Annotated in this window: 19 protein-coding genes; 15 read left to right on the top strand and 4 right to left on the bottom strand. The window is 30.3% G+C overall.

Features of this window, described 5'->3' with window-relative positions:
* The first annotated feature begins 44 nt into the window (after window positions 1–44).
* Together ACWJJT_RS10335 and truA are read left to right on the top strand one after the other, a co-directional pair.
* Complete coding sequence (locus ACWJJT_RS10335; RefSeq protein ID WP_462954684.1) at window positions 45–1,577, top strand: YiiX/YebB-like N1pC/P60 family cysteine hydrolase; 1,533 nt, start codon at window positions 45–47, stop codon at window positions 1,575–1,577.
* Between the two features lie 114 nt (window positions 1,578–1,691).
* Window positions 1,692–2,429: a tRNA pseudouridine(38-40) synthase TruA gene (gene truA / locus ACWJJT_RS10330; protein WP_462954683.1), complete on the top strand. Its 738-nt coding sequence runs from the start codon at window positions 1,692–1,694 to the stop codon at window positions 2,427–2,429.
* A gap of 162 nt (window positions 2,430–2,591) precedes the next feature.
* On the opposite strand, the gene ACWJJT_RS10325 is transcribed toward truA, so the two are convergent.
* Both ACWJJT_RS10325 and ACWJJT_RS10320 read right to left on the bottom strand, forming a co-directional pair.
* Window positions 2,592–2,777 (bottom strand): hypothetical protein, encoded by a 186-nt coding sequence (locus ACWJJT_RS10325; RefSeq protein ID WP_462954682.1) that lies wholly within the window; start codon window positions 2,775–2,777, stop codon window positions 2,592–2,594.
* A gap of 112 nt (window positions 2,778–2,889) precedes the next feature.
* Window positions 2,890–3,750, bottom strand: coding sequence for a putative ABC transporter permease (locus ACWJJT_RS10320; protein WP_462954681.1), 861 nt, complete (start codon window positions 3,748–3,750; stop codon window positions 2,890–2,892).
* 178 nt (window positions 3,751–3,928) lie between these two features.
* Here ACWJJT_RS10320 and ACWJJT_RS10315 point away from each other — a divergent pair, with 178 nt between their 5' ends.
* The 13 genes from ACWJJT_RS10315 to ACWJJT_RS10255 all read left to right on the top strand — a co-directional run bounded on the left by ACWJJT_RS10315 (window position 3,929) and on the right by ACWJJT_RS10255 (window position 19,104).
* Complete coding sequence (locus tag ACWJJT_RS10315) at window positions 3,929–4,504, top strand: nucleoside recognition domain-containing protein (protein ID WP_462954680.1); 576 nt, start codon at window positions 3,929–3,931, stop codon at window positions 4,502–4,504.
* Between the two features lie 49 nt (window positions 4,505–4,553).
* Entirely contained in the window at window positions 4,554–5,090 is a 537-nt protein-coding gene (locus ACWJJT_RS10310; RefSeq protein ID WP_165414495.1) for a spore maturation protein, read from the top strand.
* 247 nt (window positions 5,091–5,337) lie between these two features.
* Window positions 5,338–6,063: an ABC transporter ATP-binding protein gene (locus ACWJJT_RS10305; RefSeq protein ID WP_462954679.1), complete on the top strand. Its 726-nt coding sequence runs from the start codon at window positions 5,338–5,340 to the stop codon at window positions 6,061–6,063.
* A complete protein-coding gene (locus tag ACWJJT_RS10300) occupies window positions 6,056–7,720 on the top strand; it encodes a putative ABC transporter permease subunit (RefSeq protein ID WP_462954678.1) in 1,665 nt (554 codons plus the stop codon). The genes ACWJJT_RS10305 and ACWJJT_RS10300 overlap by 8 nt, the downstream gene beginning before the upstream one ends.
* Window positions 7,721–8,226: 506 nt before the next feature.
* On the top strand, window positions 8,227–10,167 hold the full coding sequence (metG, locus tag ACWJJT_RS10295; RefSeq protein WP_462954677.1) for a methionine--tRNA ligase: 1,941 nt from the start codon (window positions 8,227–8,229) through the stop codon (window positions 10,165–10,167).
* A 160-nt stretch (window positions 10,168–10,327) separates the two neighbouring features.
* On the top strand, window positions 10,328–11,845 hold the full coding sequence (locus tag ACWJJT_RS10290; protein ID WP_462954676.1) for a DUF445 family protein: 1,518 nt from the start codon (window positions 10,328–10,330) through the stop codon (window positions 11,843–11,845).
* A 221-nt stretch (window positions 11,846–12,066) separates the two neighbouring features.
* Window positions 12,067–12,834, top strand: coding sequence for a TatD family hydrolase (locus ACWJJT_RS10285; RefSeq protein ID WP_462954675.1), 768 nt, complete (start codon window positions 12,067–12,069; stop codon window positions 12,832–12,834).
* 269 nt (window positions 12,835–13,103) lie between these two features.
* Window positions 13,104–14,144: a ubiquitin-like domain-containing protein gene (locus tag ACWJJT_RS10280; protein WP_462954674.1), complete on the top strand. Its 1,041-nt coding sequence runs from the start codon at window positions 13,104–13,106 to the stop codon at window positions 14,142–14,144.
* 197 nt (window positions 14,145–14,341) lie between these two features.
* The gene (gene rnmV / locus ACWJJT_RS10275) at window positions 14,342–14,905 is read left to right on the top strand and encodes a ribonuclease M5 (protein WP_462954673.1); all 564 of its coding nucleotides are present in this window, start codon (window positions 14,342–14,344) and stop codon (window positions 14,903–14,905) included.
* The gene (rsmA, locus tag ACWJJT_RS10270) at window positions 14,886–15,722 is read left to right on the top strand and encodes a 16S rRNA (adenine(1518)-N(6)/adenine(1519)-N(6))-dimethyltransferase RsmA (RefSeq protein WP_462954672.1); all 837 of its coding nucleotides are present in this window, start codon (window positions 14,886–14,888) and stop codon (window positions 15,720–15,722) included. Before rnmV ends, rsmA begins: the two co-directional genes overlap by 20 nt.
* A gap of 77 nt (window positions 15,723–15,799) precedes the next feature.
* Complete coding sequence (locus ACWJJT_RS10265; protein ID WP_462954671.1) at window positions 15,800–17,314, top strand: DUF7922 domain-containing protein; 1,515 nt, start codon at window positions 15,800–15,802, stop codon at window positions 17,312–17,314.
* A 111-nt stretch (window positions 17,315–17,425) separates the two neighbouring features.
* Entirely contained in the window at window positions 17,426–18,010 is a 585-nt protein-coding gene (locus ACWJJT_RS10260; protein ID WP_462954670.1) for a hypothetical protein, read from the top strand.
* A 263-nt stretch (window positions 18,011–18,273) separates the two neighbouring features.
* Complete coding sequence (locus ACWJJT_RS10255) at window positions 18,274–19,104, top strand: hypothetical protein (RefSeq protein WP_462954669.1); 831 nt, start codon at window positions 18,274–18,276, stop codon at window positions 19,102–19,104.
* A 68-nt stretch (window positions 19,105–19,172) separates the two neighbouring features.
* On the opposite strand, the gene ACWJJT_RS10250 is transcribed toward ACWJJT_RS10255, so the two are convergent.
* Window positions 19,173–19,352 (bottom strand): hypothetical protein, encoded by a 180-nt coding sequence (locus ACWJJT_RS10250; RefSeq protein WP_165412906.1) that lies wholly within the window; start codon window positions 19,350–19,352, stop codon window positions 19,173–19,175.
* Window positions 19,353–19,575: 223 nt separating this feature from the next.
* Window positions 19,576–19,776 carry a cold-shock protein gene (locus ACWJJT_RS10245; RefSeq protein WP_071611001.1) on the bottom strand — a complete coding sequence of 67 codons (201 nt, stop codon included), beginning with the start codon at window positions 19,774–19,776 and terminating at the stop codon, window positions 19,576–19,578.
* Between the last annotated feature and the right edge of the window lie 6 nt (window positions 19,777–19,782).

Here is a 19,782-nt window from a genome sequence, read left to right as displayed (position 1 = left end):
TAGAATGCTACTTTAAAAATGAAAATGGAATCGGGGATAAGGATATGGGGTTAGTTCATAGAATAGTTGATGAGGAAATAAACAAATCCTTAGAGCTTATAAAAGAATTAGAACTTGTGATGAATGAGATTCAAAATAGCGAAAGCCTATTTAGTTCTAACATTCAAAATATGTCTTTAACTAACAAACAAAGTATATTAGATAAGTGGGTTAGTTATGTAGGATGTTATAATGAATTGAATGAAATTCGGGAAAAATATAAAAATAAACTTATATTAAAATATACAGAAGATTCACACACTAAATATAAAAATATATTACTAATTTATGCTTCTACCATAGCGATACGTAAAAATGCTGTATTGTTAGCTAACATTATAGAAAAAAATAAGTATTTGGAGTCAATGTTAAATGAGGCTAGGCCCGAATATAATATTAATAAAAAACAATATTATTATATTACACAAGAAATTACAGAAATTTATTATATGATATCTTTGTTTAGGAATAAGCATTACTTTGATTTTATGGTAAATCACTATGAAGTTTATGGATATGAAAGAGATGAAAACGAAGAAGAATTATTAAATTACGCAAGTTATAATTATTTGAATGTAATAAAACTTGTTAAAAACCATAGAAATATTGTTAAAAATAATATGATTAATTTTTTTGGAAAAAATATTTTTGATTTTTGGTTTCCATTTCAAAAATGGGTTGCTATAAGTATTACTGGAGTTGATTACTCTAGTAGAAAAGAGAAATATGTTAGTAATGAAGACATTAATATTATAAAAGAAGAATTGCTACCAGGGGATATACTTTTAAAGAGAAATAATTATCAACTAACCAACCTGGGATTACCAGGATTTTGGACTCATACTGGGATCTATATAGGTTGTTTAGAAAAATTGGACAAGTATTTTAACGACATCCCATTGGGGGATTGTTTGTGTGTTTCAGAGTATGTAAAAGTAATTTATCCTAAAGTATATGATAGTTTATGCAATGAAAATAATGGAGAATATATTATAGAAGTTATTGCCCCTGGTGTGGTAATAAATCCTCTAGATGCTATTGCAAAAGTTGACTATTTTTCCGCATTACGTCCTAAATTACCTAAAGAGGATAAATTAAAAGCCTTGTTTACAGCGTTTGAATCTTTAGGAAAGGCATATGATTATAATTTTGACATTATGACAGATAATGCTTTGTTTTGTAGTGAATTAATTTATAAATCGTATTTATGTTCAAGGAATAAGAAAGGGCTTACATTTAACTTAGAAACGAAAGCTGGCAGGCTATTACTTTCACCTAATAATATTATTAAAAAATTTGATTCAGAATTTGATAGTGAAAATGCAGAATTTGATTTTGTAATATTTTATGATGGTAGTGAAAGAGAAAAAAAAGCTATAAGAAAAAACGAAAATGATTTAAAAATAACTTGGAAGCTATCTAAGTGGAGAATGTTAAGGAGAAGGGTTATTTTAAAAACAGAAATAAGGTATCCTATAGTAAAATTAAATTCAGCATTGTCAAAATTAAAAATTATTTTATATGGTGTGTTTTATTAATTGTGATATATGTATATAATATAAGCATTGTATTAAAAATATAGTTAAGTATTAAAAAATATAGTTAAAATATTAGATTAAATTCTAAAACAGAAAGTAGGATAAATAATAAATATGAGAAATATAAAAATTGTAATAGAATATGATGGTACTAGGTATAAAGGATGGCAAAGACTTGGAGATAGCGATAATACGATTCAGCACAAAGTAGAAGCTGTTTTAAGTAAGATGGCAGAAGAAAATATTGAAATTATTGGGTCTGGAAGAACAGATGCAGGAGTACATGCAACAAACCAAGTAGCAAATTTTAGAACAGAATGCACAATGCCTGATCATAAAATGCGTAGTTATTGCTATGAATATTTACCAGAAGACATTGTAGTGAAGACAGTTGAAGAAGTAGATCTCAATTTCCATGCTAGATATAATGCTAAAGTTAAAAAATATGTATATAATATTTGTAATAACAAAGCACACAATGTTTTTACTAGAAAATATGATTATCATGTGCCACAACCACTAAATATTGAAAATATGAGAAGAGCAGCAGAAATTTTAATAGGAGAACATGATTTCCAAAGCTTTACAACACTTAAAACAAAGAAGAAGTCTACTATAAGAAATATTTATACAATAAATATTGTAAATGATGATGGAAATATAGAAATTAGTGTTCAAGGAAATGGATTCATGAAAAATATGGTGAGATTAATAGTTGGAACACTTGTTGAGGTGGGCCTGGGTGAAAAATCCGTAAATGAAATTAGTGATATTTTAGATAGAAAAGAAAGAAAATATGCTGGACATATTGCACCAGCAAAAGGCTTGTTTTTAGAAGAAGTTAATTATTAAAAACCAATAAAATGGTTAATATTACATCACCAAAGGTGATGATTTAAAAAAGGCACATAAGTATAAACTTATGTGTCTTTTTTTTAGTTTTATGTTGAGTTAAACCATCATGTGGAGCTGAGCATTTTATTTGAATGTACCTTATGTAGCTATTATGCCAAACTACAGTATTCCTTCATTTTTTAATATATCTTCAATTTCATCAACTTTTCTAGAGAGAATATAAAAACTATCTTTTAATATATTTTTTGGAAGAGGAGTTTCTTTTATAGTTCTTTCTAACACGTCTATAGTGTCGAGTGCATCATCAATGCCCTTTTGTGCTAGTTTTAGATTAGCTTCTTTCATTTTTTAATCTCCTTTAACTTATGTTATTTTATTAAATATACTTAAACCCTAACATTAGTAATTACTAATTTCAAGTTAAGAATGACTTTTATTTTATGTAAAACTGAAAAAATCAATTTTTCTTATTCTTAAGAATTTTATTTTTAACATCTTTCAAAATAGAATCGAAACCTTTGAATTTTACGTCAGGAAAGGCTTTTATAAGTCTTGAATAATCGGGGGATTTTTTGAAAACCAAAGAATCATATTTTACTTTCAACTCTTTTATGATAGTCTCAACGTCAGATTTTTTCTTACTCATCCTAATTTCGGCACTTTCTATTAACTGGTCCAATTTAATTTTTAATTCGGACATATCTTTAGTATTCCCTAAATTTAATTTGATATCTGGAAGCTTATCGATTAAATCTGAATATACTGTATTTAATTGGGTTAATAGGGACCTTAATTTAAATATCGTATTCACAGTAATTATAAAATCAATTAAGAAATATAGGAATAGAATATAAAAAAGTGTTATGCCTGGGGTAGGTGGTATTAAATTTACTATATAAATAATATAGGGGTGAATTACCTTCAAAATAAATATGGAAACAAAGCCCCATATTATAGAAAAGGATAAGCAAATTCTACCCTTAAGATTGTATGGCTCATCACTGTAATCCCACCAAGTACTATTAAATGCAGTTTCTAGAATATAACCTGTCATATACTCTAGAGCAGAGGTTAAGAATACCGAACCTAAAAAAAGAAAAATATAATTAGTTTCAATATGCCTTAGCAAAACAATTATTGCCAAAGTACCAAAACCATAAATAGGACAAAAGGGACCATTAAGGAAGCCTCGGTTAATGAATTCTTTTTTCTTAGCTGTAGCATATACTGTTTCAAGACACCATCCCATAAAGGAATAGATAATAAAATAATAAAAAAGCGTAAAAACGCTAGAATTTAACAAAGTCATATTAATCATAGGTTAACTCCCTTTTTTTAAGCCCATTGTACATTGAATAAGAAAATGATAACACAAAAAGCGTTTTTTTTATAGTATATAGGATGAATAAATATTATTATATGCAATTTTATAGAAAGAACTACATATATATTAATTAAGCAATGATAATTTAATTTGAATTCTAGGAGGAAAATACATGATAAATATTATTTGGTTTTTAATTTTATCATTAGGGACAATTATTGGTATTGTTACAGGAAAAGGAGAGATTTTATCAAAAGTTATTGTTTCATCAACAACTAGTGCTGTGGAATTAGTAATGGGACTAGTTGGAATGATGTGTCTGTGGTGTGGGATAATGAGAATTGCTGAAAAAAGTGGATTAACTGATAAATTGGCAAGGCTGCTTAGGCCAATATTAAAAATTGTATTTAAAGAAGCTGGAAAAAACCAGAAGGCGATGGCTAGTATTACCATGAATTTAACAGCCAATATGATGGGACTTTCTAATGCAGCCACCCCCTTTGGCATAAAATCTATGGAAGAAATGCAGAAAATTAATAATGAAAAAGATATAGCTAGTGATGACATGGCTTTATTTTTAGTTTTAAATGCTGCATGCATTCAGCTTCTGCCTACAACGGTGATATCCATTAGGGCTGCTTATAATTCTCAAAATCCAGCAATTATTATAATACCTGCAATAATTGCAACGGGTACTGCTGCAGTCTTAGGCGTAGTTTATTGTAAAATTCTACAAAGGTATTTTTAAATATATAGAAATATTAATGTTTAAATTTAGATGGGGTAGGTGAAATAGGATGATTATAGCTAATTTAGTATCGTATATTTTAAAGGGAATAATTCCAATTATCATAACGCTTGTGGTAATATATGGAGTTATTAAGAAGGTGAAGGTATATGAGTGTTTTGTTGAAGGCGCAAAGGACGGAATAACTATTTGCCTGAAAATTTTTCCGTATCTTTTGGCTATGATTATAGCTGTTAATGTATTTAGGGCTTCCGGGGCTTTAGACTTTTTTATTTATTTAGTAAAACCAGTTGTTGTGTTTATTGGACTCCCCCCTGAAGTTGTTCCTTTAGTTTTAATAAAACCACTTTCAGGAAGTGGAGCTTTAGGAGTATTCACTGATATTATAAAGCAATATGGAGCAGATAGTTACATAGGACGCGTGGCATCCATAATAATGGGATCAACAGAAACCATTTTTTATACCTTGACAGTATACTTTGGAGCGGTAAATATAAAAAAAATAAGGCACACACTAGTAGCAGCAATATTAGCAGATATTACGGCAATTATAATGGCAGTTAACCTGGCTAAGTTCTTCTTTTAACGACATTTCAAAAGGGAAGTTCCCCATTTATATAAGTGGAGATACATAATATAAGAAAGAAAAAGCTTCAGTGGGGTATAAATCTCCTTCTGAAGTTATTAGTGTTGCAGCTTCGAAGAAGATTAAACTTATAACACAAATTGTAAAAGAAAGAAAAAGTATGATATTATAAATATACTGGAGTAAAATAAGGTAGAAAACAAATATAATTGTTATTTATATTAGAAGAATGTAAGGGGGATATAATATGATTGAAATTACTGGCGTAAATAAGAGCTATAATGGTAAGAATAAAGCTGTTGACAACATAAGTCTAACTATAAGGGACGGAGAGATATTTGGATTCTTAGGTCCAAATGGAGCAGGTAAAACTACTACCATAAAAATGATTACTGGAATATTGAGTGCTGATAGCGGAAGAATCAATATCAATGGAATTGATATTGAAAAAAATGATTTAGAGGCTAAAAAATTATTTGGCTTTGTACCAGACAATCCCGACATGTTTTTAAGACTTAAGGGTATTGAGTATTTAAACTTTATGGCAGATATTTATGATGTGCCAAGTATTATTAGAAAAGATAGGGTCGAAGCTTTAGCAAATAGATTTGAAATGAGCAATGCGCTAACGGACCAAATTCAAAGTTATTCTCATGGTATGAGACAAAAGATAATTATTATGGGAGCACTTCTTCATGAACCAGAAGTTTGGATTTTAGATGAGCCAATGACGGGCCTTGATCCTAAATCTTCATATGTTTTGAAGGAAATGATGAAAGAGCATGCAAATAACGGAAAAACCGTATTTTTCTCAACTCACGTTCTAGAAGTAGCTGAAAAAATATGCGATAGGGTTGCTGTAATAAATAAGGGGAAAATATTATTCTGCGGAACCCTTGTAGAACTAAGGGAACATTTTAAAGCCAGTGGGTCACTTGAAAAAATCTTCTTGGAGATGACTGAAAATGTATAAATTTATAGCGCTAACTAAGGTATTATTAAAAACAGGAACTGGATCCCCTAGTAGTAAGAAAGATAAAAAAAAGATAAAAGGAATATTGCTTGGATTACTTTTAGTACTAGCATTCACACCTATGGCTATAGGGTTTGGAGAGTTTATATTTACGGCCTATGATGGATTACATCAAATTGGTCAAGAAGCAGTTATATTGGGATTTGGATTATCTATTGTTAGCGTTGTAATTTTCTTTTTTGGTATTTTTTATGCTATGAGTATATTTTATTTTTCTATGGATGTAGAAAATTTATTACCACTACCTTTTAAGCCTTGGCACATTATGGGGGCTAAATTTGCTGTAGTATTAATTTATGAATACTTCACAGAAATAATATTTTTTTTGCCTACAATAGTTGCTTACGGTATAAAGAGTAATGCAGGGGTGTTGTATTATGGCTATGGAGTTATTATATTTTTACTTTTGCCTATAGTTCCTTTAGTAATTGCATCTGTAATTAATATGATTATAATGAGATTTACTAATATAGCGAAAAACAAGGATAGGTTTAGATTAGTGGGTGGACTTATAGCTATGTGTTTTGGTGTAGGAATAAACATATATATCCAAAGGTTTTCACAAAATCTAAGCCAATCAGAAGTTACTAAAATGTTTGCACAGGGAAATAATTCCTTAGTTGGTTTGGCAACAAAGCTATTTCCTAGTACTAAGATAGCTGTAAATAGTTTAATTAATACTACTAATGTTCAGGGGTTTATCAATTTGATTTTATTTATAGTAATAACATTAGCTGCATTAATGATATTTATAGTGTTGGGTGAAGCATTGTATTTTAAAGGTGTTATGGGAATATCTGAAACAACCTCAAAAAGGAAAACTCTTAGTAGCCGTGAGCTTATAAAAAATACGGCACAAAATTCCTCACTAAAGGTATATACAATAAAAGAGTTAAAGCTTTTATTTAGGACACCGATTTATTTTATGAATTGTATACTTATGAATTTTTTATGGCCAGTATTTTTACTTATACCAATTTTTGCGCAAAAAGGCGATTCAGATCAACTTAACATGTTAATTGACTTTTTACAAAATAGCAAAAGACCAGGCATAGCATTAGGCGGTTTCTTTGCATTTATGATTTTTGCATCGTGCAGTAATGCAATCGCTACTACAGCAATATCAAGAGAAGGTAAAAATATATTTATATTAAAATACATACCTATGAAATATAAAGATCAGCTTATGGCAAAGGCATTATCTGCAGTAGTTTTAGGAATAGCTGGTATGATTATGGTAACTATAATTGGTTTAATATTTCTTAAGATACCGATAGATTTAGTTTTATTAATGATTATAGTTGGTTTTTTTGGAATAGTATTTACATCTTTTATAGGTATATTTATTGATTTGAATTTCCCTAAACTTCAGTGGAGTACAGAGCAAGAGGCAATTAAACGGAATCTTAATGTTATGATTAGTATAATTATTTGCATAGCTTTAGGTGGGCTTACAGTATTTATGGTTATCAAATTTGAACTAACTAAATGGACTACATTTGCTATAATAGCATCTTCATATGCGATTATAGATGTAGTGCTGTATTACCTATTAGGTACAAAAGGGGTAGAAATATTAAGAAAAATAGAGTCGTAAAATATAAAATAATATTGAACTAAGTATAATTTATTGATTTTAGGATAAAAATATTGACATAGTGATTTATTTGCAATATGATTATTATTAAACAAATGCAATGATGAGAAGAGTAATAAGCCTAATTGTTAAAAGAGAGCTGAGAAGGGTGAAAATCAGTAGCAAGGTAGCTTATGAAGATGGCCTTTAAGCATATTATCTAAGTGAAAAATTTAAAGTTTATTGTTAAAATATACTTTTAAATTTAATTGTTAGGATAATACGGGAGCAACCGTTATATTGACAGGTGATGATGGTCACCCATTGAGGTCTTTATAGTGATGTAAAGATAAATTAGAGTGGTAAAACGTTAAATACGTCTCTAAACAGAATTTTTTTCTGTTTAGAGATTTTTTTTATTTTCCGGGAAATTATAATCTTTGGGGATTATTAAAGCTAGTTAATATATTTATATTCATGGGACTGAAAACTATAAATAATTTCAATACGAGAGGTAGGATAAAACTATGACTAAAAAAACTTTTTACATTACTACACCAATTTATTATCCATCAGCAAAACTACACATCGGTAATACCTATACAACGGTTGCGGCGGATGCAATTGCTAGATTTAAGAGACTTACAGGCTATGATGTAATGTTCTTAACGGGAACAGATGAGCATGGTCAAAAGATTCAAAGAATAGCTGCGGAAAAAGGGGTTACTCCAAAACAGTATGTAGATAAAGTAGTAGCGGGCATACAAGAATTGTGGGAGCTTATGGACATAAGCTATGATAAGTTTATAAGGACTACAGATGAGTATCATAAAAAGTCTGTACAAAGATTATTTAAGCAGCTATATGATCAAGGTGACATATATAAAAGTGCATATGAAGGATGGTACTGTACTCCCTGTGAATCTTTCTGGACAGAAACTCAGGCAGTAGATGGGAAATGCCCTGATTGTGGGAGGCCTGTGGAGAAAGCAAAGGAGGAAGCGTATTTTTTCAAAATGTCAAAATATGCTGATAGACTTATAGAATATATAGAGACCCATCCAGGGTTTATTCAACCAGAATCAAGAAAAAATGAAATGTTAAATAACTTCTTAAGACCAGGGCTTCAAGATTTATGTGTTTCAAGAACAACCTTTGACTGGGGGATACCGGTAGAATTTGATCCAGGTCACGTTATATATGTATGGGTAGATGCTTTATCAAACTATATAACAGCCCTTGGATATAATGGAGAAGATACATCTCTTTATGAGAAATTCTGGCCGGCGGATGTACACTTAATAGGCAAAGACATATTAAGATTCCATACAATTTATTGGCCAATTATGCTAATGGCATTAGGCCTACCGCTTCCAAAACAAGTATTTGGTCATGGATGGCTTCTTGTTGATGGTGGAGTAAGAATGGCTAAATCCAGAGGAAATGTAGTAGATCCGGTAACACTAGTGAATCATTTTGGAGTGGATGCAGTAAGATATTATCTACTTCATGAAATACCATTTGGTTCAGATGGAATATTTACTAGTGAAATATTCATAAGGAAAACAAATTCAGACTTAGCTAATGATTTAGGAAACTTATTATCAAGAACAGTAACGATGGTAGAAAAGTATTTTGACGGCGTTATTCCAGCACCTATTGAAAAAGCTGATGTTGATAATGAACTAATAGAACTAGCGCTTGCAGTTCCAAGTAAGGTAGAGAAAGCTATAGAAGATTTGAAAATTTCTGAAGCACTGGACCATGCTTGGACACTTATTAGACGGACTAATAAATATATAGATGAAACAACCCCATGGATACTTGGAAAAGATGAATCGCAAAAGGGAAGACTGGGTACAGTATTGTACAATTTAGTAGAATCATTAAGAATGACATCAGTATTGATATCGGCGTTTTTACCAACTACAAGTAAGAAAATAAATGCTCAAATAAATGCAGAAATAACTACGTGGGACAGCTTGGCATCCTTCGATGGAACAAGTGCAGGAACAAAAGTTAAAAAAAGCGATATAATGTTCCCAAGAATAGATGTAGAAGCTAAAATAGAGGAGCTTGATGCACTTGTAGAAGAACAAAGAAAAGCGGTGCAAAAGCCTACTATGGAGAAATTAAAAGAAGAAATTACTATAGAAGATTTCGACAAGATAGATATGAGAGTGGTTAAAGTATTAGGGTGCGAGCCAATGAAAAAAGCTAAAAAGCTTCTTAAGCTAAAAGTAGATTTAGGTGGAGAAGTAAGACAAGTAATTTCAGGAATAGCTCAGCACTATAAGCCAGAAGACCTAATTGGAAAGTACGTAGTATTAGTAGCTAATTTAAAGCCTGTTACTTTAAGGGGAGAATTGTCACAGGGGATGATAATTTCAGCAGCTACAGAAGACGATAGCAAGCTATTTGCAATATCAGTGCCGGGTGAATTACCTACTGGAAGTATAGTAAGGTAATTTGAGTTTAGAAAGCATGAAGTGCTAGTAAATTAGACTTCATGCTTTTGCATTTGAATGTGCCTTATATAGGGTAATATCGACCTATTGAATTTTAATAAGGATAGATTTATAATTAGTTGTTATAAATACTACTAAGAATTACAAGGAGGAAAATAATATGAAATTTATTATAGGTTCTTTAATCGGAGCTGTTATCGGGTATATAACCAATTGGTTAGCTATAAAGATGTTGTTTAGACCTCACAATGAGATTAGACTTTTTAAATTTAAAGTTCCATTTACTCCAGGTCTTATACCAAAAGAAAAATCTAGAATTGCTAAAAGTGTGGGTGAGTCTATAGGCCAACATCTTTTGACAAAGGAAACAATTATGGAGTCTTTATGCAGTGAAGATATGAATCAGCAATTGGATTCTTGGGTGCAAAGTAAGGTGTCTGCTATGGGGAATAGCGAGAATGTAGTAGAAGATGAGATAAAATCCCTATTAGGCGATGAATATTGTAATTTTTTGCAGAATACTAGCAATAATCTTTCTAAATTACTTATAGAGTATATAAATGAAGAAGATGTTAAACAAGGAATTGCTAAATATGCATATGCACAAATAATGCTAGAACTAAAGGTTAAACCACAAACCATTTGTGAAAGTGAATTATATAATTCAATAAAAAATAAAGCGTTAAACATGGTTATTGGGTATAAAAATTCGGAAGAATTTTATAAGGAAATTCAAAAAATATTAAAAGATAAGGTAGCTCAGTTAGTGGTTTTAGACAAGAATTTTGAGGAAGTTATACCTAGTACGATGATAAGCAATTTAAAAGTATATGTTTATGGGAAAAGATACAATATTGCCATGGAAATAAAAAAAACAATGAAAGAAGAAAAAAACAGTCAGAAATTAAGAAAAATTGTAGGGGAAACAATAAGTACTAAACTAAGCCCCATGATAGCAATGTTTATGAATGTGGATAGTGTTTATGAAAAAGTTGCAATTGGGATAGACGAATTCTTAGATGATACGAAAAATCATAATGATATTGCCTTAATTATTAATGATATAATAGATAAGTTGCTCAAAAATTCAATATCTACCGTGCTTTCTGAATTACCAAAAGAAGGGATAGACGACGGTATAGAGCCTTTGATTAATTTATTTACAACAAAGGTTGTAGATGAAAAATTTATTAGAGACACTTTTGATAAGTTAGAGGGTAAATTTAATAAGTACATGTCTATTGAGGAGTTGCTCGATAAAATAGGCATAAATTATAAAAATGAAATAGAAAAATTTATAAAAAGTCGAATAGAAGCTATGGCAAAAAGCAATTCTGCAAAAATAAAAATTACAGAAATAGTATCTGTAATGATTAATAGATTCTTACATATGGGAACTAAATCAATATTTAATGGAAAGGGGGATAAAATACCCCAATCTGTTTCCAAAGTAGCTCTTGAGCTATACAATAAATTCGTAGAGAATAAGTCTGCTGACGTAATTGAAGTGTTGAATGTAGCTAAGATAGTTGAAGACAAAATCAATGAATTTGATGTAGCTTTTTCAGAGAAAATTATATTAGACATTGCTAGCAAAGAGTTAAGAGCTATAACTTGGCTCGGAGCACTGCTCGGCGCAATTATGGGATTATTATCACCTGTATTAGGGTCGCTTTAGTACATTATTAATTAATAGGTAAAAGTCACTTTCGTCGTAAAGTGGCTTTTATTTATTTTAACTAAATTGTCGATTATACAATTTTGCAAATAGTTGAATATTAGTGATATAATATCAAACAGACATTTGAATTATATTAAAGAATTTATTATTACATAGAAAGGATGGTGAAAACTGTATTTAAACTTTTGAAATTAACGGGTTTAACGACAGTATAGATTATGATATTTGATTCACATGCACATTATGATGATGAGGCCTTTAATGGAGATAGAGAAGAAGTAATAAAGGGGTTAAACGATAAAGGAGTAATAGGGGTTTTAAACTGCGGTGCATCACTTGAAGGTGCAAGAATGTCAGCAGAGTTATCGAATAAATATGATTTTATATACTCGGCGGTAGGAATACATCCTGAATATGCAAATATTGTTAATGAGGAAATTATTGAAGAATTAAGGAATTTAACACACTATCCAAAGGTTAAAGCTATAGGAGAAATAGGATTAGATTATTATTACGCCGAAAACCCAGATAGAGAAATTCAAAAAGCGGCTTTTAAACTTCAAATGGAGCTTGCAAAAGGACTTGGATTACCAGTGGTTATCCATGATAGGGACGCTCATAAAGATACTTTAGATATATTAAAGAAATTTCCGGAAGTAGTAGGGGTAGTTCACTGTTTTTCAGGAAGTGTTGAATTTGCTAAGGAGTGTTTAAAATTAGGGTATTATATAGGATTCACGGGTGTTATAACCTTTAAAAATGCAAAAAAAACGGCAGAGGTTGCAAGGGTCGTACCAATGGACAGGATACTAGTGGAAACGGATTGTCCATACATGGCGCCTGTACCACATAGAGGGAAAAGAAACCAATCGGATTATATTCAGTACATAATAGAAAAAATATCAGAAGTTAAGGGTAAAACCATAGGAGAAATTGAAGATGCAACAATACATAATATAAAACAATTGCTAAAAATTTACAAATAGTGTAGAATGGTTATTAATACAATTAGTGTGACAATTTTACACGGAATTGTTAGTAATTAAAATTAAGTTTCCAACATATGATTTTAATGGTGAATATTAATTTGCCGGGTTACCCTCAAGAATGGGCTAGTTGAGATGGTTTAAGAATATAATTATATGCAAAAAGATGCATTAAAAGTCGAAACTAAGAATAATTGGGTCGAAATTTGACATATTTAATGCTTCAAGGTATAATACCCAAGTATTCTTGACTAAGGGAGGGAATTTATATGATAAAAAACGCGAAAAATAATTTTAAGAACTATTTTTCAAATGGTCCCAAGACATTTTTTGTAGTAATGCTATTATTAACATGCATTTCAGTTACTATGTTTAACATGAAAAAAGCTATATCTGTTATCGTTGATGGAAAGTCTATAGAAGTTATAACTTTAAAAAGTAATGTTACTCAAATACTAAAAAGTAACAATATAGCATTAGGGTCAAAAGACCAAATAACAGTTAGTTTAGACAGTAAAGTAAAAGACGGAGATAAAATATATATAAAAAAAGCTGTAAATGTCAAAGTAACAGTTGATGGGAAAGAATTAAATATACAAACTGCTGAAAAAACGGTAGAAGATATGCTGAAAGCAGAAAAAATTGTATTAGGTGATGAAGACAAGATTACGCCATTAAAAAGTGATTCGCTAAAATCAGGTCTCGCAGTAAAGGTAACAAGGGTAAACACTGAGAATGTGAAGGAAACTAAAGCAGTTAAATTTGCAACTGAAATTAAAAGCAGCGATGAACTAAATAAAGGTGTTAAGAAAGTTATTCAAAAAGGCATAACAGGTCAGAAGGTTATAACTTCAGCTGTTGTTTATGAAAATGGCAAAGAGGTATCTAGAAAATTACTTAATGAAGAATTTAAAGCACAGCCCGTTAAAGAAATAATTGCATTAGGTACTACTAGTGTATATACCCCATCTCGTGGAGGCGATATTAGTTATACTAGGAAATTGAAGGTTAGGGCAACAGCATATACTGCTGATTATAGTTGCACTGGTAAGAGTGCGGGCGACCCTGACTTTGGTATAACTAGCACAGGGGTGAGGGCAAAAAGAAACGCAGATGGGTATAGTACTATAGCCGTTGATCCTAGCGTTATTCCATTAGGAAGCAAGATTTACGTAGAAGGGTACGGATATGGTATTGCAGAAGATATAGGTGGAGCTATAAAGGGTAATCATATAGATTTGTATTACGACTCCAGTGATGAAATGTGGGGTTGGGGAGCACGAAATGTAAGTATTTATATTGTGAAATAGGAGCGCAAGCTCCTTTTTTTGGTTTATAGTTCACTATTAATAAGTAAAATGGTATTATAGATACAGCTAAAAGAAATACTAAGGGATGTTTTTATTTTTTATGATTATATAATAAGGAAAATGCCTTAGTTTATCATAGCAGGTCGATAACCACATAATAAGTGGTGCCCTGCGGTATGAAGAAGTAGGAGGACAATATGATTAAAGAAGTGATAGTAGTTGAGGGAAGAGATGATATTACAGCAGTTAAAAGAGCGGTAGACGCTGAACTAATTTCTGTAGGAGGCTTTGGAATCAACGAAAAGGTAATTAGTAAAATAAGGGAAGCACAAAAGCGAAAAGGGGTAATAGTATTTACAGATCCAGACTTTGCTGGAGAAAAAATAAGAAAGATTATTACCAAAAGAGTAGCAAATGTAAAACATGCGTACATATCTCAAAAGGAAGGTACTAAGGACGGAGATATAGGCGTTGAAAATGCATCACCTGAAACAATATTAAGGGCTCTCGAAACTGCAAAATTTGAAGTTCAAGAGAAAAGAAAAGAGTTTGACGTGCAAGATATGATATTTTTCAAGTTAACGGCAGATATTAGAGCTAAGGAAAGACGTCATGCGATAGGAAACGAATTAGGTATAGGATACGGTAATTCGGCGCAATTTATAACTAGGTTAAACAATTATGGAATTATAAAAGAAGAATTTATAAATGCTGTACAAAAAATAAACAAGGAGATGGATTATGGCAGATTTGACGATTAGTGAGGTTAGCAAAAAATATGAATTTAAATTCAAAAAAGGTTTAGGCCAAAACTTTTTAATAGATGACTCTGTGCTAGACGATGTTGTAGAGGGTGCAGAAGTTAATGAAGAAGATTTTATTATAGAAATAGGACCAGGATTTGGTACATTAACTAGAGCAATTTTAAGGAGAGCTAAAAGGGTTTGTGCTATAGAACTAGACGAAAAACTTTTGCCGATTTTGCAAGATGAACTTAAAGAGTTCGATAATTTTGAGCTTATACATAATGATGCTTTAAAAGTGGATTTTAATGAACTAATCAAGGATGAAAAATCTGTAAAATTAGTTGCTAATTTACCATATTACTTAACGACACCAATAATTGTTAACTTACTTACTGGAGGTTATAATTTTAAATCTCTAACTATAATGATACAAAAGGAAGTTGCGCAGAGGATAGATTCAGAGCCAAATTGCAAAGCTTACGGAGCCTTTTCAATATTAGTTCAGTACTACTGTGACACGAAAATACTCCGGCTCGTGCCGCCTTCAGCATTTTTGCCCCAGCCTAAAGTAGAATCTATGGTTATAAGGTTAGATAGATTAAAAGAGCCTAAAGTTAAGGTGAAGGATGAAGAATTATTTTTCTCTATAGTCAGAAAATCTTTTAATATGAGAAGGAAAATCTTATGGAACTCTGTTAAAGATATAGGAATTCCTAAGGAAGATTTACTAAAATGTTTTGAAAGAGCAAACATTGATCCTAAGAGGAGAGGCGAGACTTTATCACTGCAAGAGTTTGCAACGCTTTCGGATGAAATAGGACTTGTAAAATAAATTTCCATATAGTGTTCATTTTTTATAATATAGTTCATATATTATAATGAATAAGTTTTATATGGAGGTAAATGCAGGTGACACCTAAAAAAAATTATAGTAGGTACTTTATTATATTACAAGAAGATGAAAAAGGCTATTCATTAGAAGCTGACAAGATTCCATCTGGATATGCAAAGCTTGAAATGAAAAACAGTAAATGTAAGGTTTCATACTACGTGCAAAACCTAAGGAAGGAAAAACAACCTTATTACATGATTTTAATATGCGGTAAAAAAGATGTAAACAAAATTATAAAAGTTGGCAAATTGAACATAGACGATCACGGTAGGGTGGATATTTCTCATGAATATGATATGGACAATATAGCAGATACTGGAATTTCTGCTGAAAAAATTATTGGAGCTGCAATTGTAAAATTCTTAGATGTCAATGTGATTTCAATAATGAGTGGATTTTCAACAACAGATAAACCAAATGAGTGGAAAAACTATAAACTAGCGGATGGTAATAAAGAAAAGAAGGAAACTAGAGTAGATGATATAAGTAATGAATTTGATGAATATGAACAAAGTATTGAATTAATTAAAGTGAAAAATGCTGACGTAGTCGAACATTTAGAAGCTCAGGAAAAGGTAGATGGAGCAGTGGACACAAAGAAAAGAGGCAATACCGAAGATATTGGACCTATAGAAGCTCAAGATAAAGTAGATGATGACGTAGTCCAACACTTAGAGGCTCAGGAGAAGGTAGATGGATCAGCGGACACAAAAGTAGACACAAAGAAAAGAGGCAATATCAAAGATCTTGGACCTTTAGAATCTCAAGATAAAGTAGATGATGACGCAGTCGAACATTTAGAAACTCAGGAGAAGGTAGATGAAGCAGCGGACACAAAAGTAGACACAATGAAAAGAGGTAATACCGAAGATCTTGGACCTTTAGAATATCAAGATAAAGTCGATAAAGTCGATAAAGTAGACAAGGTAGATACTACACAAAGAATTAATATTGAAGATGTTGAGATTTCAGACAAACTAAAGGGAAAAAATGAAGTTAAGAAACTTGAAGATGATTTTGATGTAAATAGAGATAAGGATAAAAAGCAACATAAAGAAGATAAAAAAGATGAGTGTAATTATAAGGAGAAAAATTCTTCGAAAGAGGAATATCCTAAAGGCACTACGGGAGAATTCTTCAAGGCAGTAGCTCAAGATTTTGATGAAGTACCTGACTTTTCTAATGAAATTAAATGGTGTAAATGGTATAAAGTACCGGTTAGTAATTTAGAGAATATGTATGATTTGAATGATTATAACAAATATACAATAGCATATTATCCTATGATTTCGTATTATCCGTATATTAGAAACTATAAATCTTTTATGTTAGGGTATAAATGTGACTCAAGCGGGAAAATGAAATATATTGTTTATGGAATACCGGGGAGTAGAGCTAAAACTCATCAACCTTATGGAGGGAAAACTGGTTTTGTAAGTTGGATTCCTGATAAAGAAAATGATGGAATGGGATATTGGCTAATGTTTTATGATTTTAAAAATTCTACAATTGTTGTACCTTTAAAAAAATAATATATGTAAAATTAAATGTGTGGCTAAATAATTTAGTCACACATTTAATTTTTTAATATTCTTTTAATATATATCATATAGTATATTAACATTAATATGTGGAGGGGTACAGTGAAGGTTATACTTATAAACAGAAAAAAGGTTGGAATTATAGTAATAATCCTCGGACTGATGATCACGCTTTTGGGGATATCAAAACAATTTGATGACAAGCTAAAAACTACTATTCTTGTGGAGAATAATATTAAATTACTTAATGATTATACAGCTATAGACGGAAAGGTAAGTTATAAATTGCCGGTTGGATGGACAACTAAAGAAAAAAAATTTTCTGGTGGTGAGATTATGTATCATAATGATTTTCAATCAAATGATGCAGTTATTCATGGCTTTGTAGAAGTTTGGAAGGGTAAACAGGACTTAAAAGCATTTTTAGATAGTAGCAAAGAGATATCACAGAAGCAAAATGCGATTAGAAATTATAAGATAGATGACACTATTATAAATGGGAAAAAAACATACTTAGTGAAATACTTAATTAATGTAAGCGATAATAATTGGTACAAGGCCTATGAATATTTTATTGATGATGGGAAAGAATTTTATAGAATTTCTTTTTTTACAAGAAATGTTAATTTTAAAGAGACTTATGGAGCTATTTTTGAAAGTATAGTTGAGACTTTAAAAGTTCGATAGGATGGCTTAGACATTTCATACATTTCTCCAAATGTCGTATGAAATTAATTAGAGTTGCTTAAAACTTTTTAAAGTATTATAATTTATTTAATGATATCTAAAAGACATTCCATTACTATATTGTACTAAGCATCTTAAATAAAGGGAATAAAAAGGAGATGAATTTAAAAAAATAAAAGAAACTTTGTGGAAATAATATTTGAGAGTTAGGATAACAATTTATAATTGTTATTTCCTGCAGAGATTAGCTAGGGGGATAACAAATGATTAAAAATAAAAGCAAACTAATTATATTTTGTTTTATAATTATAACTTCATTTATATTTACGGGATGTAAAAGCTTTGATGAAATTAAAGTAAAGATTGGGACGAAAAATGTTGATTTTGAGTATATTGAGCAGGGAAGAATTAAAAAAATAATAATACAAAGTACTAGAGATAAAAGCTTTAGATTTGTGGTTACGGATGAAATAGCTATAAAAGATTTGTATAAAATTTTATCGTCAGCTAAGGAAGTTAATAAAAAATCAACACTAGAGGCTGATTATATTTTTGAAATGTATGAAGGTGTCGATAAAGTCCATAAATTTAGTTATATAGCAGGACTTGATAAAAAAGATGGAGCTAATTTATATAGTGAAGATAAAAGTTATATCGTATCTAAAAGGATTGATAATGATATCATAGAAAACTTTTGGAATATTAGAAAGCCTATAGATTTTGAAACTGTATATTATGATTCGATTTTAAAGGTATTAGATAAGTATAAAAATGATGATGATAAAAGCAAAAAAATATTTGTCGATATAAGTGAAGATAATGAAGTGTCTAAATTTATAGTATCAACTGATTTAGAATCATTTAAAAGTAAGCTATTAAATGATTTTAATGCACTATTGGTAAAAGATAAAAATACAGGATATGATGAGTTAGTAAGTGTTAAAACGGAAGGATACAAATCTACTATATACAAATCTTCTGTGACGATTAAGAATAAATTGAATGAGAAGGAAAAGAAATATTATGTAGTAGCGAAATATGATAAAGGATGGAATATTGAAATTTTTGAAGATAAAAAACCTAATGGATTTTAACAATTTGCAAAAAATAATAAAAAACTGTATTTGTAAAATAAATGCAGTTTTTTATTATTAAAACTTCATTAGAGAAAATTTATCATTGTATCGTTAAGCATATTAGTAGGAGCATCAATATTTAAATCAATAGTATCTCCTATTTTTGAATTTTTAGGTAAGCGGGAAACACTTACGTTTATACTAGTTCCATTTAAAAAATTTATAAAAGCATCAGTATTGCTCATATCTATTATTTTACCGAACATTATAAAACCATCCTTTCATAATATATAAACTATATTTATTATAGTTTTAGCAAAGAACACTATTATATTCATGAAAGTGATAATGTTTTTATGGATAATATGAAATGAATGGAATTGCGTGCGAGAAAGTATGGTTTATATTATCAAAAAACTAAGAAACACCTATCACAAAATGATAGGTGTTTTTTCTATAATTAATTTATATTATAGATTAGATTTTGAATTATAATCTAGTAACGTTTGAAGCTTGAGGGCCTCTAGCGCCAGTAGTTATTTCGAATTGAACTTGTTGTCCTTCTTCTAAAGATTTATATCCGTCTCCTTGAATAGCTGAAAAATGTACGAATACATCCTCTTCTCCTTCTACGGATAAGAAACCAAACCCTTTTTCTGAATTAAACCATTTAACTGTACCTGTTTTCATATAACT

It is taken from the genome of Clostridium sp. CM041 (genome assembly GCF_055081035.1).
Note: the sequence above shows the minus strand (reverse complement) of the source record. Positions and strands in the feature narration are given on the sequence as shown.

Excerpts from the sequence above, each read along its gene's own strand:
- ACWJJT_RS10335 (WP_462954684.1), top strand. The coding sequence starts at position 45 with ATGGGGTTAGTTCATAGAATAGTTGATGAGGAAATAAACAAATCCTTA.
- truA (WP_462954683.1), top strand. The coding sequence starts at position 1,692 with ATGAGAAATATAAAAATTGTAATAGAATATGATGGTACTAGGTATAAA.
- ACWJJT_RS10325 (WP_462954682.1), bottom strand. The coding sequence starts at position 2,777 with ATGAAAGAAGCTAATCTAAAACTAGCACAAAAGGGCATTGATGATGCA.
- ACWJJT_RS10320 (WP_462954681.1), bottom strand. The coding sequence starts at position 3,750 with ATGATTAATATGACTTTGTTAAATTCTAGCGTTTTTACGCTTTTTTAT.
- ACWJJT_RS10315 (WP_462954680.1), top strand. The coding sequence starts at position 3,929 with ATGATAAATATTATTTGGTTTTTAATTTTATCATTAGGGACAATTATT.
- ACWJJT_RS10310 (WP_165414495.1), top strand. The coding sequence starts at position 4,554 with ATGATTATAGCTAATTTAGTATCGTATATTTTAAAGGGAATAATTCCA.
- ACWJJT_RS10305 (WP_462954679.1), top strand. The coding sequence starts at position 5,338 with ATGATTGAAATTACTGGCGTAAATAAGAGCTATAATGGTAAGAATAAA.
- ACWJJT_RS10300 (WP_462954678.1), top strand. The coding sequence starts at position 6,056 with ATGTATAAATTTATAGCGCTAACTAAGGTATTATTAAAAACAGGAACT.
- metG (WP_462954677.1), top strand. The coding sequence starts at position 8,227 with ATGACTAAAAAAACTTTTTACATTACTACACCAATTTATTATCCATCA.
- ACWJJT_RS10290 (WP_462954676.1), top strand. The coding sequence starts at position 10,328 with ATGAAATTTATTATAGGTTCTTTAATCGGAGCTGTTATCGGGTATATA.
- ACWJJT_RS10285 (WP_462954675.1), top strand. The coding sequence starts at position 12,067 with ATGATATTTGATTCACATGCACATTATGATGATGAGGCCTTTAATGGA.
- ACWJJT_RS10280 (WP_462954674.1), top strand. The coding sequence starts at position 13,104 with ATGATAAAAAACGCGAAAAATAATTTTAAGAACTATTTTTCAAATGGT.
- rnmV (WP_462954673.1), top strand. The coding sequence starts at position 14,342 with ATGATTAAAGAAGTGATAGTAGTTGAGGGAAGAGATGATATTACAGCA.
- rsmA (WP_462954672.1), top strand. The coding sequence starts at position 14,886 with ATGGCAGATTTGACGATTAGTGAGGTTAGCAAAAAATATGAATTTAAA.
- ACWJJT_RS10255 (WP_462954669.1), top strand. The coding sequence starts at position 18,274 with ATGATTAAAAATAAAAGCAAACTAATTATATTTTGTTTTATAATTATA.
- ACWJJT_RS10250 (WP_165412906.1), bottom strand. The coding sequence starts at position 19,352 with ATGTTCGGTAAAATAATAGATATGAGCAATACTGATGCTTTTATAAAT.
- ACWJJT_RS10245 (WP_071611001.1), bottom strand. The coding sequence starts at position 19,776 with ATGAAAACAGGTACAGTTAAATGGTTTAATTCAGAAAAAGGGTTTGGT.